Consider the following 17,340-nt stretch of genomic DNA (forward strand, 5'->3'; position numbering starts at 1 on the left):
CTCTACTCTAACGAGCCCTTACAATTCGTTTAAAAATACCACCACGTGTTGCCAAATTAGAATTTACGCCCAACACAATGGCTTGTGATTGCTGTTTAGTCAGATATAAGCTTTCGACTTGTGAACCGGTATATTCCGCTTCTACATCAACAGCAACCTCATGATTAACATAGTAATTACATAGCGTTTTTATCGCGCGCAACCTGCCCATTAGTTCACTGTCTTGACGCTCTAATTTGGCAAAACAGATTGCTGATTCAAATTTCACACTCACTATAATTTTTCGACCTAACTGCGGGAACTTCCGCCCTAATACCGCACCTTGGCCTAACTGACACCGCCCAACTCGACTACGGGCTTGGTCGGGGATCTGTTTTTCTTCCAATGCAGTTAATGACACCGATACATCATTTGGAAAATAATGCTTAAGTAACAACACCAAATTATTTAAACAGTAATGTTCACTACGTACCACCAATGTAGCCGGCAACATAGCCAACTCATCATACTGTGCCGTAAGTGAATAAAAATAAGACCTTTTTAAGGTTAATGCTTCATAGGCAGTTTGTGCTTTTTCAGCCCGCAATACCACTGAAGAATATGACTTTAACTGCAGTGATTGATGCACAAAGGTATTGTCAAAAATAGCAAGAAAACGCAAATACGCCCGATTTAATCTAAGGTAGGCTTCTTTCAACCAATCTAAAATGAAATTCGGCAAGCCACCATTTGGGCCGAATAAGGTCGCCTCATGCGCGCTAACAACATAGTGGCGATCCGCTAATTCATCATATTTAATATGTCTATCTGTATAATGATCAGAAAATAGCTCTTGTTTAAAACTGACTTTCTTGGCGCCAAAAAGCCTCGCCAGCCGCGTAAAATGCAAAGCTGAACTCACCTTAGTGAATACTCGCTTACTTAGCTGCATGTTCGCACTCCGAGCTGCGCATCAAACACTTTCGTTGGCCAATTAAAGCTGGTGTATTCAACATGCAATTGGCAACAACGATCAAATGGCGTCTGCGCCATGAAAAAGTCATTCAATAATTCGCTAAATAATGAAAAGTCGGCTGTCAATTCAGAGTTATCCAGTTTAATCGTTAAACTTAGCCCCGGCACAAATATCATCCTGCCTTGCACCTGAAACGGCGCGTTAATCTTATCAGCCTGCACATGATAAATGGCATTGAGCTCTTGGTGAGTCGCATTTGAATTAACAAATAAGCGCAAGAAACCTTTCAATGTTTCTTTCGCATCATCCGCTTCCAATAACTGCGACAAATTAAATGATAACAGCCGCAACATATTCCAATAGTTACGTTCATCTGTCACCGTACCAATGGGCTGAATGGTCACCCCACCTACATTAAACTCCCCAGCTAAAGCTTCTTCTGTATTAACAACAATACGATTACCCACATGAACTTTACTGGCAAGCTCTGCATCGAAACAGGTAATTTCCGCATACGCAGTAAATCCATTTGGGTAAGCTTTGGTCGCATTATTAATGGGTAGCACTAAATGTTGTACTTCATCAATAGCATCTATCGACTGGGTTGCACCAACGGCAGCCAGTTTGGTTATTTTTGACCAATATAACTGCTCTTGAAAATCAACCGTTTGTGTCCCTATCACCGGTTGGATTTCATTTTGCCCACTGGAAGACACCTGATAAACGCGATCGATAGAGTAGATATGAATATTACTTTGGCTTGCATCTGCAAAAATGGGATACGACAGCTCTTGATAATTCACCCGAACCGGCTCTGATGTTTGATGAAACAAATTACTGAACAGTGTTTTGTTTATTTTTACAGACAAGTTTTTTTCATCAAGTAAGGCCGCTCCGAGCTCATTCAAATACAAATCCAAAAACACGGTTTGTCCTGATGATACTGCGATTTCTTTGTCATTACGTAAAATAAAAAAGTGCCGTTTATCTGGAATCGCAAAATACTCTTTTAATTTAAAATAAACAGGGATCTCATTGCTCTTAATCGGGGAAATAAGGGAGTCTTCATCAGATAAAAGTGACTTAAAGTTCCCCGCACCGACATCATGCGCTTGTTCACCTTGCTCAACGCACAGTGCCACTTTGATAACTGCTTGATTAATAATATCAGCGACATTTCGGCCAATAGACTCATTACTAAAATGCAATTGAATCGGCTGCATCAGCGCCTGGCTGACATCAACTTCATCGCTAACAGGTTCAAGTGCTACACGCAGACAATATAGCGCATGTTTAGTATCAAGCTGTGCGGGCATCGCATGCTCAAATGGCGTTTGCTCAAGTGCAAAGCCGCTCACTAGTAATGGACTAAACGTAATAGGCAAAGAGTTAGACAATTTAATATTAACGCTTTCTTGCCCCGCTTTAAGCACATCAAGTTCAACTTCAACATGTTTGTCTAATAAAACAGGCTTATTAAAGTCATCTGCACTGGGCTGAAACTGTGCTTTAACGACTGTCGGCAATGTTTTAAATAAGTTTGGAGACACTATGTCACTAAACTCTTCAATATGCTTAGTCCGCAAAGAATCTATTTCCATCGCATTCTTTGCGGCAACCCACGCAAAGCTGTCTATTAGCCGAGTTACATTTGGGTCTTCCCGCCCTTTATCGTTGAGATTAATATGCTCTGCTTCACGACGAAAGCGTGTACGAAAGCCTTCCAAACCATTGCGTATGCTGGCAAGTTCATCTTCAAAATGTTTCAACATACGATTAATCATATTGGCTTTCGTTCTCTATCAGTACGGTCATTTGACTTAAATTAATGTCTGTATCGAATTGCAATATCTCTTCTTTACCATTGACAGTGAGCATCGCCGAGATCTCAAATTTCATGGTATTCGATAATAAATCTTGTTGTTCATTCTCAATATAAATCGCTTTAACCCCATGTAAACGAGGTTCAAACTGACTAATTTTGTTTTTTATTCTTATCGCTATTTGCTCACCAGAGTTAAGTCGACTAAACAAGGCTATGTCTTCCAATCCAAAACAAATATTCGATTCACTCGTCAAGTTATCTTTGTCGTCAGGTAAAAACGCAGCTTCCGTTTTTAAAATAAGCCCAATATTATGATGAATTGATTGCACCAACTCATCGGTTGTATTGTTCGATGTTGAATCTTTGTCCATGTAAAACGCACTGAAAAAGCTCATTTTTCTACCGCCGTAGATAGACTCACCATGCTTGCCACTCGGTCATATTGATATTGTGGAACTAAATCAATATGGCAGGTGTATCGAGTGGTATCGCTGCTTTCTTCAGTCACGCGTACTTTGGCTGACTTCAATGGCATACCCGCCAGTGTCATTTCGTCTGAAACGACCGAATTGGAACAATACTGCTCTAACCAATGACTCAACCTGTTTTCACAATCATGGGGCTCTAAAGCTGAGCCTATCATTTCTCGAAGCTGTACTTTTAAATAATGTGCAATACGGCTGATCATCAATGTAGTTTGAATTAGAAAACGATTTTCTCCCTGCATTTCAGTTTTAACGGAGCTATTCGATTGGAAAAAGTATTTGCCGTTTAGCGGGTTATAAAAAATGGGGATCAACCCTTGCTGAGATAAATACGCGGCTGTCGACGCTGAAATTCGCGTTTTAAATTGAGTGTCAAATTGCGCTTTATCTGCATAGCAATTAATTGCACTACCACCTGACGCATCTAGTTTGCGAGATTTTAAAAAACCAAACCAACGAACACGATTAAACTCTATTAGCACATTCTTTAAAAATGTTGTTGCGGCATTGCCCCATACAAAGTCTCCCGCAATGTCTTCATCAAAGATGAAACCACAAGGGTGAAAACGATATGCCTTTCTAATCGCTGATTTATTAAAAGTCAGTCCTAAAAAATGGCTATTACTACTTTCTCGCAGTCGGTGCCAACTCGCAAAATCATTATCTGCCAGCACTCGGTTTAACTTTGGCACATCACACAAAAACATCTCACCTGATGCACCTAAAAAACTGTCATCCGCATCCAAAATAATGGGACATAAACTCTTCTCACCCAACTCAGCTAATAGCTCAAGGGTATACAATTCATCAAATTCATCGGCGTAATCAAGCTCTAGACTGACATTATGATCAATCACCAGCAAGCCATACGGCTCCCCACCCATTGTATTAAATTCTTGATTAGCAACTATATTATAAAGTCGTGTATGTCTAAGTGATGTCGCAATATTTAAGTCATGTGAAATCTCTCGCCAAGAGATATTCATGATTTTGACTTTAATTAATTTGTAGTTGACGGGTAAACTGACTAACTCATATACATTACGCCAGCGCGCTTCAAGATCGACAAATTTTTGCTCGGCCATGACGAGTGACAATTGCTCACTAATCACGCGATCAATCTCGCTAATAAGGTGCTTTACCTGCGCTAAAGGCGGTATATTTGGCTGACTTAGTTCAGTGTGCAACTTCACGTAATAAATCCTTGCAACGTATTTCAGTCATTGAATTTTCTGTATGAACAAAACGAGGTACCTAGGTACCCCGTTTTTGCAGCGTTTCAATCGTTGAATTGACGCTGATATAACTCACCTTTAGCCTGGTAAACTGGCTACCATACGCACAGAAGTGGTTAACTCTTCCATTTGTAACCAAGGTCTTAAGTGTGCAATTGCTGAATAAGCGCCTGGACGACCCGGCTGCTCAATCACAGAGATCTGTGCTTCAGCAAGTGGCGTTTTAGCTCGCTCATCATTACCCATTGCGCCAGAGTTAGTGTATGTTGCAATCCACTCACTCATTTGCTTCTGGATATCTGCAGACTCCATATTTGAGCCTATATTGTCACGACCCATCACTTTTAAGTAATGCGCTATACGACTGCTGGCCATGATGTATGGTAAACGTGCTGAGATAGCAGCATTTGCCGTCGCATCTGGATCAGTATACTCTTTCGGCTTTTGTGTTGTTTGGCCACCGAGGAATACCGCATAATCAGAATTTTTGTAATGAACCAATGGTAAGAAACCAAGATCACTTAACTCTTTTTCACGCTCATCCGTTAAGTTTACTTCCGTCGGACATTGCTGAGTAATATCACCAGAATCAGTGAAGTACGTTAAGTTTGGCAACGCTTCAACTTTACCACCGTTTTCCATACCTCGAATGGCTGTACACCAACCGAATGCTTCAAACGCGTTGTTCATATTCAAAGCCATGTCGAATGCGGCATTAGACCAAACTAGCTCATCATTACTTGCTGGCTTTGGATTTCCAGCATTGTCTGTGGCTAGCTCTTCAAAATTAAATGACTTAATTTTTTTGCCTTTGCCACCATACGGTAAGCGCGCCATAGTACGAGGCAAGGTTAATGCAACATAACGTGCATCATCGCTTTCTCTGAATGAGTTCCATGATGCGTAGCTTGGTGAATCAAATGCAGGCGCAATCGGTTTACCTTCACTGAACGTTGAGAAACTATTTAACTCAAACATTTCAGGCGCGGCAGCTGCAATAAATGGTGCATGACTCGCAGCAGCCACTTCACCCATATAACGCAGTAGGGCCACATCTTCATCGCTTTGCGAAAACTCGTAATCACCTAAAATTAACCCGTATGGTTCACCACCGGCGGTACCATACTCATGCTGGTACATAGAGTTAAAAATTGGGCTACGGTCAACCGCAGGCGCGTCTTCAAATTGCTCTAGTAACTCATCTTTTGAGATATTAAGCAGTTTTACTTTTTGGGCTGTACCAAGCGCACTATTGCGGATCAGCTTCTGTAATCCCAACCAAGAACCTTCAAGCTCTTGGAAAGTATCTTGTTGCATGATTTGAGATAACTGCTCAGACATTTTCGCATCAATTGCGGCAACCGCATTTGCAATCGTGTCTGTTAGGTTTTTATCCCACGTGACGGTGCCCGACATAGCTTCTTCGGTTAATGACGTCAAAAGCTCTTTTGTTCTATCTGGTGCAGTTTGGCTTGTGGCATTAATTGCTTGGTCTAAAAACGACAGGCTTTCACCTTCGCCACCAGCACCTTGCTGTAACTCTTCAGACATTACTCTTCTCCTTTAACGCCAAGCTCATCAGATAATGCATTGATTGAGTCCGAGCTTTGCAAGATATCTTTAAGTAGCTTTTCAAAGTCACGCGAACGATCAGCTTTACTGAGTAGTTCATTTAATTGATTGCGTGTTTCAAGCAATTTTTTAAGTGGCTCGATACGCTGTACAAGTGCATCTGGTTCAAAATCTTTCATTGATTCAAACTCAAGATTCACTTCAAATTGGCTGTCATCGCTTTCAATAACATTATCTACCTTAAGCGATACGCTTGGCTTGATGCGCCCTAGTACTTCATCAAAGTTATCTTGATCAACTTGAACAAACTCACGATCTTCAACTTCTTTTGGATCTTCTTTGTCACCAGAGAAATTACCCAAAACCGCTGAGACAAAAGGAAGTTCTTTTTTCTCGGTAGCGCCATTAGTTTCAACATCGTAAGTAATACTTACGCGGTTTTTACTAACGCGCTTGTGCTGTGAATTAAGTGCCATGTGCTATACCTTACTTAAGATCTGCCGCAGACGTTAACTGGTTAGTTGTTGCATCATATTTAACGGATGCTGCTTTTTCTAACTTACCACCTTCATCTTCAACGAAGAAGATTTGTTCAATTTTAGTATAAGTTAAAGAAAATGACTCTGAAGGTTGGCCACCGTCACTACCAGAAATACTGAAGTTTGCCATACGGGCTTCTTCTAACGAAATAACATAGTAAGGAATAATCCCTTTACCATCACGTGATGGTTTCGTCATAACTAACTCAATGGTCTTACCATCAGCGCCTGGCTGAAATAAATAAGTTAGTAAGTAAGGCGTTGCACCATCATATGTTTTAGAGATACTGATCTCACCAAGTGCTACCATACCGCTATCTTGGTTATTTGCATTACCGATATCTACTGACACACCACGCATAGCGCCCCAAGACAGGCTATCTACTGCAAACCAACCTTTTTTACTATTCAAGTCAACAACCGTTGCAGCACCTTTAATAGTGTCATTACCGTCGATTCTCATGAAGATTGATGCCATCTCTCTTTCTCCTTTGCTATTTTAATTATCCTACTCTGAGGTAGGCATTAATATGTATTAACTACCATAACGGCCCAGAGCTGGAAGAACTGGCCTTTGGCTGTTGCTCTGAAACCTGCTCAACTTTTTCTGGCTCAGCAGGTGTACTAATTTCTTCTGTTACAATTGGCTCTACCGGTTTACTTTTCGGCACAGGTGCCACCACAACTTGCTCATTGAGCAACTCTCCCAAGTCATTTTCAACACCGGTTAACTTGCTAATTTCAGCAAGCACTGGTGAGTCTTTGGTGATAAGCTCCCCCATCAACTCCGAGAATGACATGTTGCCCCAACGAATTGCTCGAGCTAACAGGTATGGAATTGGACTATGTGGTTCGGTTTGTTTAAAAAACACCGCAATTTGATTTAAATCAGCTAACGCATCTTCTCGAGTATAAGTGCTTTTATCACTTTGTGCTTGAGGAAGAACGACCGAACGCTCAGTCTGTGTGCTTTCTTTAATCACATCAGGTTTTATCATATCGTTGCTGTCACTCGTCTGAACGGGTTCAACTATTGCCGGTGCAACTTCTTCCTTTTTATCCACATCTGGAAAAAAGTACTGATACATCATCTTGATTTGTTTTAAATTGTCTTTTACAAACCGAAAACCCAGTAATGCCAAGCCATTTTTATTGCGGTAACCATTAATAAATAAGTCAATTTCACCAATTTTACTATCAATCGATGTGATGATTGCAAACTGTGCCATCAATTGGGCTTTATGAGATTGAATTACGCCTGCAAATTCTGCTTTTTGTTTTTCTAATTTGCCGGCTTTATGATCAGATAAGTAATCACTGAATGTATAATTCTCAATTAATGGAAAGTTCATTAACGGCGCATTTAATAGCCCCGTATTTGGACCATCTCCCGTTAATTGTTCTAATGGTCGAGTCTGATTTTCGCACTGCTTCTGTCTTGCTTGCGCCTCATCTAGGCCTGCGACTTTTTTGTCTGGCAATCGTGGATGAATCGCTTCTTTTAAGGTGTTAAGCGCATACAGAAAGTCACTTAACCCTTCATCTAATAAGGATAGATCGGCCTTTTTATAAGGTAAAGCAGCAAGCCACCAAACGAATACTTCGATATCTCGAGCGTCATTTTTTAACGTCTCACCACATACTTGCTGTAGCTGATACCACGCTTGTGCGTTTTGCCGTTGTAGGTCTTGATCTTGTGCAGAAGTCGGCGTTTCTAATAATTTACGTAAGCTGGACTGGGCAACATTCAGTAGGTTTCTTAGCTCTCTAAATTTCGCGCGCTGTTCTTTTAAGTAAATACCAACGTCTAATTCACTGTCTTGAGTAAATAGCAACATAAATGGCTAGATACTACTCCCTTGTAATTGCGATAAATTATAGAAACAGTTTGGAGCATATTAAGATAAAGTCAAGATAAGAATACACAGCCCCCAACACCTCACACCACTTAACCAAAAATCTTATAATTAATTCCTCAACCGTGACTAAAAAACACCTTAACCTTTGATAAATAACAAATTAAAATTTACACCACATCTCCATTTTTAATTCACTTTTTAGGAGTATTGAGCGCTTAATTGGGTTTATATAATGATACTACAATGTAATTAATATATTACAAAAAAGAATAAATTCCTCAGCAAAAGTAATAGATTTGCACTGTATTTATTCCATAAGAATACAGCGATGTACACAATGACATAATGAATATTTTAAGTTAAACACTCAAAACGGTCTCCAATTAGAGCCCAAGGCGACATCATGTAAACATGTAAAAAAGCAGGTGATATAACCTATTTTAATCAAGCGCCGATAGGTCCCTGTTCTTTCCCTGAATGTTTTAAAGGTAAACCACGGAAGCCTAATTAAAATAACTAGCACAGCTCTAGAAATTAGATAAGCTCATAACATGAACTTATCTAATTAAATCAAAGTACAATAATTTTACTTTTAAAATAACCCTTTTGTTTTAACTACCAACCTGTGTGGTTCACTTTCTCAATTGAGTCACTTGCTCGAATCCGATTCCCCAGTTATCAGTACTCACTTCTTCAATCACGACAAACGTGGTAGCGGGATCTTTATTTAACACATCGACCATTAGCTGTGTGCACCCTTTAATAATGGTTTTTTTCTGGTCATTACTAACGTGTTCATCTGTTATTTTCACATTGATATACGGCATATTTTTGTTCCTTGTACATGAGTTTATGTATTTCTTTGGAGTCATTGCCCCTTAAGGTCCGTATACATTTTGCTGACTACTTGCCATTTCCCGTCTTCTTTAAGTAATCCTAAGAAATCAATATAATCAAATTCAAATATCGGGCAATGAACCTTAGCCATTGCTTGGTCTTTCACAACATCTACAGCCAATATTTGAAATGCATAGGATTGATTGATGTGAGCTGGTACTGGTCGTTTATCAACATCGTTTAACCACTGTACCAAGGAGCGCCTTACTCCTGGTGCTTTTAGCCACACATCAGGATGAAATATCACTTTAAGCTTTTCAGCATCACCTTGATACAACCCTTCAAAATAGCATTGCAGTACATGTTCCACCGCAGCAAAGTCCTTATTCTGATCATCAGCAACTTGCATCACTTCCTCTCCATCAGTACGAAACTAGTTTTTTAACGTGGCCGCTTCCGCTTCATCGGCAAGTATAAAGCTCGGCATCGCTTGTACCCGTGATAGCATTGTTGCGGTTTTTTCTCCTATGGTAATTTCAATAGGAAAGTAATCTCCCCATCGTGCGTATACCGCGAGCATAATATCGGCAGCTGAGGGATGCTCGCCGCCTAAAAAATCCTGCTCCGCTAAACGATGCTCTACAATCTGCCATAACTGGCTAATACACTTCGCAGCACGATTTAATGTTTGCTGCTTTACTTTTTCATCATCGATATTCTGCGCCAAAAAAAATAATCGACCATATGCTGGATGCATCGTCGCGTTGGCAAACATGATATCTTGAATAGCCAGCTGCTTATTTCCCTGTGGAAACAACATATTCTTATGTTTGCTTAATATGTGTAACATGATCGCTGCCCCTTCAGTTAACGAGCGATCCCCATCTATTAAGACTGGTACCGTCGCAACCGGATTAACATCGGTGAAATTGTCGAGCTGACTTACTTCGATAAGCTTTACAGCTTGGCCTAGTTCACGTAATACAACATGAGTCGCAACAGAACATGCACCTTGTGCGTAATAAAGGGTATACATTACTTCTCCTTAAAAATAACACTGCTTAATTTGTTAATATCACCGCCAGTTAATCTTTCCTGACGACCCATCCTGCACCACACACTCATGCCACCGGACATCAACATATTAGCCATTCAATTTGTTTCCATATATAACAACAATGTGCATATACTGTTCTCAAATAAAGAACAGTTAGCACATATCAAAACACATAAACCACGGCAAAGAAGTGGGTATTATGAAGCACATAAAAAATAGGGAGGATGTACCATGGATAAACTACGCGCCATGCAGCTATTCGTTAAGCTCGCAGATTTAGGCAGCTTTACGCGTGTTGCTGAGCAAGTAAACGCATCAAAATCCATGATTAGTAAAGAAATTTCGAGATTAGAATCTGAGCTAGGTACGCGCCTGCTTCATCGCTCAACCCGAAATGTACAGCTAACTCACGCAGGAGAAGGGTATTTGCAACGTGCGCGTGAGATCTTAGCTAAAGTCGATGATGCCGATAATTTTGTCACTGATCTTCAACAAAATATCCGTGGCAAACTCAAAATTAATGCCCCGATGGCATTGGGCCTTACTGACTTATCGATGCTATTTGCTGACTTTATGCACGCTCACCCTGATATCGAACTAGACATTCATTTAGGAGATGAAAATATCGACTTAGTTGAACAAGGTTTTGATTTAGGCTTTAGAGCATCCAGTACACCCATTGATGTAAACTATGTCGGCAAAGCACTTACTCAATTTACCTACAAAGTCTGTGCTGCCCCTCATTATTTAGCCCAACACGCTGCAATCTCAACCCCTCAAGACTTAAAAGATCACAATTGTTTTGTTTATAGCTACTTCCAGCACAAAAATATTTGGCCCATAGAGGATGGAATTGCTGTTAAAGGACGATTACGCGTAAACAACACGCAATTTATGATGGCCTCAATTCAAAAAGGGTTGGGCATCGGTTTTATTCCTGACTTTGTTTGCCAAAGCGCCATAGATAAAGGTGACGTAGTGGAAATATTAACTGACGCAACTAAGCCCAAATTAACCTTATACGCACTCTACCCAGCTCGGCATTTCGTACCCGCTAAACTCATCACCTGTATTAATTATTTAGAGCAGTGGTTTGAAAACAAAAATTAGCATAAAAAGGTCGTTAAATACGACCTTCCCTAAAAATACAGTAACCGTATTATAGTGAGTATGAACACTAAGTCGCCACTGCACTCGTTCAATCTACCAAGTGCACTAGCCACATTGCATGGCTAATGCTTGGGCTATATCTGATTGCCCCAATATGCGGCCATGGTGTGAAGAAACATAGTGCTTAACCGGCAAGCCTAATTTGCTTATTTTACTAACAAGTGTTTTTAAGCGTGAGTAAGTATCTAAGCTTGGCCAATTATTAGGGGAATGAAACGCGGTATTGTAACTGCTGCCAAACATATCTTCACTAAACAGTATTTGCTGCGCTGGTAAATACATCACTAAATTGTGATCTGCATGACTATTTGGCACATCAAGCAACCTTACTTTTCCCCCGGCCAATATCGTCTGGTTTTCTACCTTCACAATACGATCAGAGGGTAAATCAGGGAAGTGTTTTTTAATCCCGTCAATCGACGTTGGGTGTGCCAACAAATCCGCACCTTGAGCCACGATATCTTTTAAACTCGACATATGGTCAGTATGGTGATGGGTCACCAAGTGTTGTTTTACGGGTTTCTTATTCCCAGTAGTTGCTCTGAACAACGCAAGACTTTGTTGCCACGCGAGTGAGTTATTCGCCTCACCCCAAGCACCTGCGGAGATAAGATACTCGCCAACATCTGTAAATAATGTATAACCCCAACCTTTACCGACAAAATACACCCCGCTGGCGAGCTCTCTTATGGTCATCTGAGATACATCATAAAATGTATCAGTCGATGCAGGCGAATAAGCTTTTGGCAAAGCAAACATACGTGCCTGAGGTGGGTCAAAATCCAGCCCCCTTGAGTCCGTATAGTAAACAACCTGATTTGCTGTGCTCACAAACATGTTTTTTGCCCAAACGATGCCGCCTTTACGCTGATGTTCAAAGAAGTCATAGCTACGTAACTGCTGGCCATGTTTTTTTAATAACCGACTCACATACCCCGTTTGCTGATCAATGAACACTGTATATGCCGCTTGCTTACTGTCATTCACTTCTAACACATGCTGTGGGCGGCCTTGAATATAGGCTTTATCCACTAAACGCGCATACATTCTTTGGCGTACTAATTGCCTCACTATCAGCGGATCTAACAGTCGACTAAAGCCTAAATCCGCATTGCTAAAATTCACTCTATGACGCTCAGTATAGTTTTTTAAACAATGATCGGCTGTATACCCTTTTCCTTGTATAAATAGTCGATGAGTGCGCGTTTTATTCTCAGCATCATGATTGCCAATTAACCGAGTCGTGTGCTGATCCAATACCTTTTGTTCATTCTTAAAATCTATATAAACGTCAATCTGCTGGTTGCTCAAATGCTGGGTCATTGCGCCTTGTGACGAATACCCACTTTGCATTTGAAAAAAGTGCTTTATGTTATCTCGATAGGTTATGTGTTTTAAATTCAATAACTTCTCTCCCCCATACGCAGAAACTGCTTTATCAATAATCTTGCGCTCAACTTCCCCCGCCATTGTCCCGACTGAACACAACAAAATTAGCATTGCCATCGCACACCACGCCATCGTCTTTCTATACACGCTATTCCCTTTCATTCATACCACCTCAGATTGAATTATTATGATTTGAGCCAATTAAATGCTATTTTCCTAGGTACACACAATAAAATGTACCTGATGAAATCATTAGGAATTACTGATGCTAAATATATGTATATTATTCAATGAATTATTGAAATTAATTACTCGACAGAATGCTCAATAATCCATTATATTCTTACTATTCAAGGTCGTTAAATGTAGCCATTATGTCTGAGGTAAGCACTTTTCATATTGCAGGATTTGAAATAAACCTGACGCGTTCAACAATCGTAAATCATCAGTGCCAAACACATATTGAACCCAAAGTACTCAAAGTGTTGTTACTATTGGCACAAAGACAAAACGAAGTGGTCACCCATCAAGAGATCATGGCGCACGTTTGGGCTGGCACTGAAGTCGTGCCTAATGCGTTACAGCGCTGTATTGCAATATTGCGCAAAGAGCTTGGAGACAATGCCAAAGAACAAAAGATTATCGCGACTCATCCGAAAATAGGTTATCGACTCATCGCGGATGTAACGTGGCACGCGCCTAATAAACCTGCGGCTCAAAACAATGAAAGCGCACAGGTTACTTCATTGAAGAAACCTGTGCTTTATCCCTTGTTTAGCCTCGTGCTTATCTTGGTTGTCACACTATTAACGATGAGTTATTGGCCAAAAGAAACGGCGTCAGCATTTCAAACCGTCTCAGTATTAACACACACAGACGCTCACGAAAGCCATGCCATATTTAATCCCGATGCCAATTACCTGATATTTAACCGATATGCCGGTGCATGTAAAAGCCACTTATGGGCCAAACACCATACCACTGGGGAAGAAACGCAGCTTACCAAACATGCCGGTTATTATGGCGCAACCAGTTTCACACCTGATGGTCGAGAGCTGGTATTTTCAGCCAAAACTGACTGTAATAATACCCCATCAAAAACAGAGACCAATAATGCGAACAACGCATGCTGGAGCATTGCCACTCTTGATTTTGCGCAGGCTCTATCTGCACCTGTTGCGCCACAGCAGCGCTTTTTGTGTCAAGCAAATAACCTTAAAAAACCGCTGGCACTGTCAAATCATAACTATGTTTTTTTACACTCACACGCGGGCAAATATAGCCTGATGCGATATAATGACTTGAACAAATCTATACAGGTTATGTATGAGCATAAACAAGATGTGATATATCATTTTGACTATGACACACGACATCAGCGTTATGCGATTATCAGCCGTAGTCCACAGCTGAATACCTACCTAACCTTGCTCGATAAAAACGCCAAACTACTGAGTAAAAATCCCATAAAACTCCCCAACAACGTCAGTAAATATACAAACGTATTGGCAAATTTTGACGCACAAGGAAACGCCTTACTCACCATCCTAAATGGGCACTTATACACCTTAGAAATAAACGGACACTTAACTGCACAAAAAACGCCTCTTAGTAACTTTGTTTCTGTAGAGCAACACCCTAATGGCCACTCACTGATAGCCGTCGTGGGTAATAAAGACATAGACATCGCACAACTAAACAGCAGCACCACAAACACTCAACGGTATGAATCTCAGTTAAATAGCCAATCATTACCTTTTACTAGCTTGGCACGCACGTCAGCGCAAGAACGCAATGCCACATATCAACCTCATGGCGACAACATCGCGTTTATTTCAGATAGAAATGGTCATGATCAACTTTGGCTTTGGCAAAATAGCCAGGTCACTCAAGTCAGTTCTCATACTGCTCGGCACCGTATTCACAATTACAGCTGGTCACCCGAAGGGAAGCGTATGGCTTGGGTGTCTAACGATCAACTCATGATCTCTGACTTAAAAGGCAATATATCGACAGTAAACACTGACAAACTGTTATATTCTGCGTTAACTTGGTACACCGACAATCACATTCTGGTGTTATTACATGACCCAGTGCAAAACGGGCTTTATGACCTTAATCTCTCCACAAACACCCTAACGGCACTCAATATTCACCACGTAGAAAATGCGTGGGTCAATCAAGAACAGTTAATTTATAGCACCTTAAACGGGCGAGTTTTCTCACGTGTATTCAATGAAATCAATGCACCCAGCCAACATTTAACAGCACTGAATGGCAAAGCCATGTTTCTACACAATCAACAGCTTTATAGTGTGAACCCAACAACGAAAACCCTCAATCAATACAATCTCACTGGACAACGCTTAAAAACCGTCATGCAGCTCAAAGATACTGCATGGAAAGTCACAGATCTTAAAGACAATAAACTGTTATTGAGCCAATTTATCGCCATTAACCAGGAAGTTGTTTTGTTGGAGTAAACACCTTTGTATATTTCAGACAGCAGCACAAAGAATGATTCATATCATTTAAGAAGTAAAAATTACACGCTATCTAATGTCATGAAGCATACAAGTTCTAAAATAAAACGAGATACACTAACCATAACAGTCCTGTAATCCCGTAGGTAAATTTATCCGTTCACGCTACTCTCCTGTATAGAGCCCTGTTGTAGGTGTTAAAATTCCTGAATTAGGGCAAGCGTCTGAGCCTAAATTTAAGTGAGACCTTTCTGCCGAGGTGGATGGCATAGGTTTTAACCTGATATCATCATTTGAAGCGTTTTCTAAGCTTGCTATACACTCTTTAGGTAACATGTTTATATCGATTCTAATATACAGTGTGAAACAGCGGGCTTTCTGTCTTCTGGATAATTAGCAAGGGTGAACCCTAAATAAATATTTGAGTCTGAGCTAGCCGTATGAATAGCGATAACCTCAGGGTAATCATTCGTAGCCGAACTACCTTCACACTCATTCAAATGTGTATAATTCACAGAACCAAAAAGCATGGTGGACTTCACACACTTCTATGCGGCAGCATATAAGCAATCTGCCGCAATTTGTCTCTATTAAACGATATGTTTGTCTTTGTTTAATTCCAATTGTCTTTGTTTAATTCCAATTGTCTTTGTTTAATTCCAATTGTCTTTGTTTATGTTCTTGAGAACTAACACTAACACACTTGCCCAGCGGCAAAACCACAGCTCCATGCGTATTGGAAGTTGTAGCCACCCAACCAACCGGTGACATCGGTCACTTCGCCAATAAAGTATAAGTCTTTGGCTTTTTTAGCTTCGAAGGTTTTTGACGATAACTCATCGGTGTCAACGCCGCCTAAGGTTACTTCTGCGGTGCGGTAGCCCTCAGTGCCATTGGGTTTGATTGTCCAGTTATGAATATAATTGGCCACTGCCTCAATTTCAGTATGACTTAATTGATTAAGCGCTTTGTCTGGAATGGCTTGTTCGGTAATTAAAATTTCAATAAAACGCTTTGGCAATAGGGTGCTTAAGGTGTTTTTAAGCGACTTACTCCCCTGCTCTGCGCGCCATTGGTGTATGGTGTCTGACAAGTTAAGGTCTGGCAATAAGTTAATCGTGACCGCTTGCCCAGCTCGCCAAAATGATGAGATCTGTAAAATCGCGGGGCCTGATAAGCCTCGATGGGTAAATAAGATATTCTCTTTAAATACCGTACCATCTTCACTGCTCACATCACACGCAATACTTACGCCTGACAGCCCTTCAAATCGCGCTTTATCATGATCATGCAACGTAAATGGCACCAATGCGGCCATCGTTGGTAACACATTTAACCCAAACTGCTCAGCAATTTTATATCCTATAGGTGTTGCACCAAGCTTCGGCATGGTTAACCCACCCGCTGCGACGACGAGCGAATCACACTTGAAGTGTTGCTCTGAGGTTATCACCACATAGCCACCTTCTGGCTGTACCTTTACACTTAATACTTCACTGCGTAAAAAATGTTCTACCCCAGCCCATTCGCATTCCGTCATTAAAATATCAACAATGTCTTGTGCACTGTTGTCACAAAATAACTGGCCTAGGGTTTTATGGTGATAGGCCAAGCCATGACGGTCAACCAATTCAATAAAGTCATGCTGTGTATACCGGCTTAAACACGATTTCACAAAGTGAGGGTTGCCACATAAATATTGACTTGGCGACGCCCCTTCATTGGTAAAATTGCAACGCCCACCGCCACTTATCAATATTTTACGCCCTGGTTTTTTACCCATATCAACCACGGCGACTTTTCTACCACGGTAACCTGCCTGCGCGGCGCACATTAGTCCAGCAGCCCCAGCACCTATCACAACAACATCAAATTGCAGCACACTTTTACTCGTCAAAATAAATTTATGCACGCATTGTAACAAAACTGAACTC

At 40.8% G+C, this 17,340-nt stretch carries 16 protein-coding genes; 2 read left to right on the top strand and 14 right to left on the bottom strand.

The features are described from left to right. Positions 1-7 precede the first annotated feature (7 nt). The 11 genes from J8L98_RS06085 to J8L98_RS06135 all read right to left on the bottom strand — a co-directional run bounded on the left by J8L98_RS06085 (position 8) and on the right by J8L98_RS06135 (position 10,343). Entirely contained in the window at positions 8-931 is a 924-nt protein-coding gene (locus J8L98_RS06085; protein ID WP_210995731.1) for a type VI secretion system baseplate subunit TssG, read from the bottom strand. After that, complete coding sequence (locus J8L98_RS06090) at positions 922-2,727, bottom strand: type VI secretion system baseplate subunit TssF (protein WP_247682451.1); 1,806 nt, start codon at positions 2,725-2,727, stop codon at positions 922-924. The genes J8L98_RS06085 and J8L98_RS06090 overlap by 10 nt, the downstream gene beginning before the upstream one ends. A 4-nt stretch (positions 2,728-2,731) precedes the next feature. Next, positions 2,732-3,175: a type VI secretion system baseplate subunit TssE gene (tssE, locus tag J8L98_RS06095; RefSeq protein WP_192508855.1), complete on the bottom strand. Its 444-nt coding sequence runs from the start codon at positions 3,173-3,175 to the stop codon at positions 2,732-2,734. Continuing rightward, positions 3,172-4,458, bottom strand: a complete 1,287-nt coding sequence (locus tag J8L98_RS06100) for a type VI secretion system contractile sheath large subunit (protein ID WP_210995733.1) — start codon at positions 4,456-4,458, stop codon at positions 3,172-3,174. The genes tssE and J8L98_RS06100 overlap by 4 nt, the downstream gene beginning before the upstream one ends. Before the next feature lie 120 nt (positions 4,459-4,578). Continuing rightward, positions 4,579-6,051, bottom strand: coding sequence for a type VI secretion system contractile sheath large subunit (gene tssC, locus J8L98_RS06105; protein ID WP_192508857.1), 1,473 nt, complete (start codon positions 6,049-6,051; stop codon positions 4,579-4,581). Continuing rightward, positions 6,051-6,548, bottom strand: coding sequence for a type VI secretion system contractile sheath small subunit (gene tssB, locus J8L98_RS06110; protein WP_192508858.1), 498 nt, complete (start codon positions 6,546-6,548; stop codon positions 6,051-6,053). Before tssB ends, tssC begins: the two co-directional genes overlap by 1 nt. A gap of 10 nt (positions 6,549-6,558) precedes the next feature. Beyond that, positions 6,559-7,089 (bottom strand): type VI secretion system tube protein Hcp, encoded by a 531-nt coding sequence (locus tag J8L98_RS06115; protein ID WP_010362738.1) that lies wholly within the window; start codon positions 7,087-7,089, stop codon positions 6,559-6,561. Between the two features lie 61 nt (positions 7,090-7,150). Further along, positions 7,151-8,449: a type VI secretion system ImpA family N-terminal domain-containing protein gene (locus J8L98_RS06120; protein WP_210995734.1), complete on the bottom strand. Its 1,299-nt coding sequence runs from the start codon at positions 8,447-8,449 to the stop codon at positions 7,151-7,153. 653 nt (positions 8,450-9,102) lie between these two features. Further along, a complete protein-coding gene (locus J8L98_RS06125) occupies positions 9,103-9,297 on the bottom strand; it encodes a 4-oxalocrotonate tautomerase family protein (RefSeq protein WP_210995735.1) in 195 nt (64 codons plus the stop codon). A gap of 41 nt (positions 9,298-9,338) precedes the next feature. Further along, positions 9,339-9,716, bottom strand: a complete 378-nt coding sequence (locus J8L98_RS06130; protein ID WP_192508973.1) for a nuclear transport factor 2 family protein — start codon at positions 9,714-9,716, stop codon at positions 9,339-9,341. 24 nt (positions 9,717-9,740) lie between these two features. Then, positions 9,741-10,343, bottom strand: coding sequence for a glutathione S-transferase family protein (locus J8L98_RS06135; protein ID WP_210995736.1), 603 nt, complete (start codon positions 10,341-10,343; stop codon positions 9,741-9,743). A 252-nt stretch (positions 10,344-10,595) separates the two neighbouring features. On the opposite strand from J8L98_RS06135, the gene J8L98_RS06140 reads away from it, so the two are divergent. After that, a complete protein-coding gene (locus tag J8L98_RS06140; protein ID WP_210995737.1) occupies positions 10,596-11,474 on the top strand; it encodes a LysR family transcriptional regulator in 879 nt (292 codons plus the stop codon). Positions 11,475-11,579: 105 nt separating this feature from the next. Here J8L98_RS06140 and J8L98_RS06145 read toward each other — a convergent pair whose 3' ends face one another. After that, positions 11,580-13,085 carry an MBL fold metallo-hydrolase gene (locus J8L98_RS06145; protein WP_210995738.1) on the bottom strand — a complete coding sequence of 502 codons (1,506 nt, stop codon included), beginning with the start codon at positions 13,083-13,085 and terminating at the stop codon, positions 11,580-11,582. 212 nt (positions 13,086-13,297) lie between these two features. Here J8L98_RS06145 and J8L98_RS06150 point away from each other — a divergent pair, with 212 nt between their 5' ends. Then, the gene (locus tag J8L98_RS06150; protein WP_210995739.1) at positions 13,298-15,406 is read left to right on the top strand and encodes a winged helix-turn-helix domain-containing protein; all 2,109 of its coding nucleotides are present in this window, start codon (positions 13,298-13,300) and stop codon (positions 15,404-15,406) included. 338 nt (positions 15,407-15,744) lie between these two features. On the opposite strand, the gene J8L98_RS06155 is transcribed toward J8L98_RS06150, so the two are convergent. Next, on the bottom strand, positions 15,745-15,936 hold the full coding sequence (locus tag J8L98_RS06155) for a hypothetical protein (RefSeq protein WP_210995740.1): 192 nt from the start codon (positions 15,934-15,936) through the stop codon (positions 15,745-15,747). 164 nt (positions 15,937-16,100) lie between these two features. Beyond that, positions 16,101-17,288 (bottom strand): NAD(P)/FAD-dependent oxidoreductase, encoded by a 1,188-nt coding sequence (locus tag J8L98_RS06160; RefSeq protein WP_210995802.1) that lies wholly within the window; start codon positions 17,286-17,288, stop codon positions 16,101-16,103. Positions 17,289-17,340: the final 52 nt, after the last annotated feature.

Origin of the sequence: Pseudoalteromonas sp. MMG013, assembly GCF_018100885.1 — a bacterium.
Lineage (GTDB): Bacteria > Pseudomonadota > Gammaproteobacteria > Enterobacterales > Alteromonadaceae > Pseudoalteromonas > Pseudoalteromonas aurantia.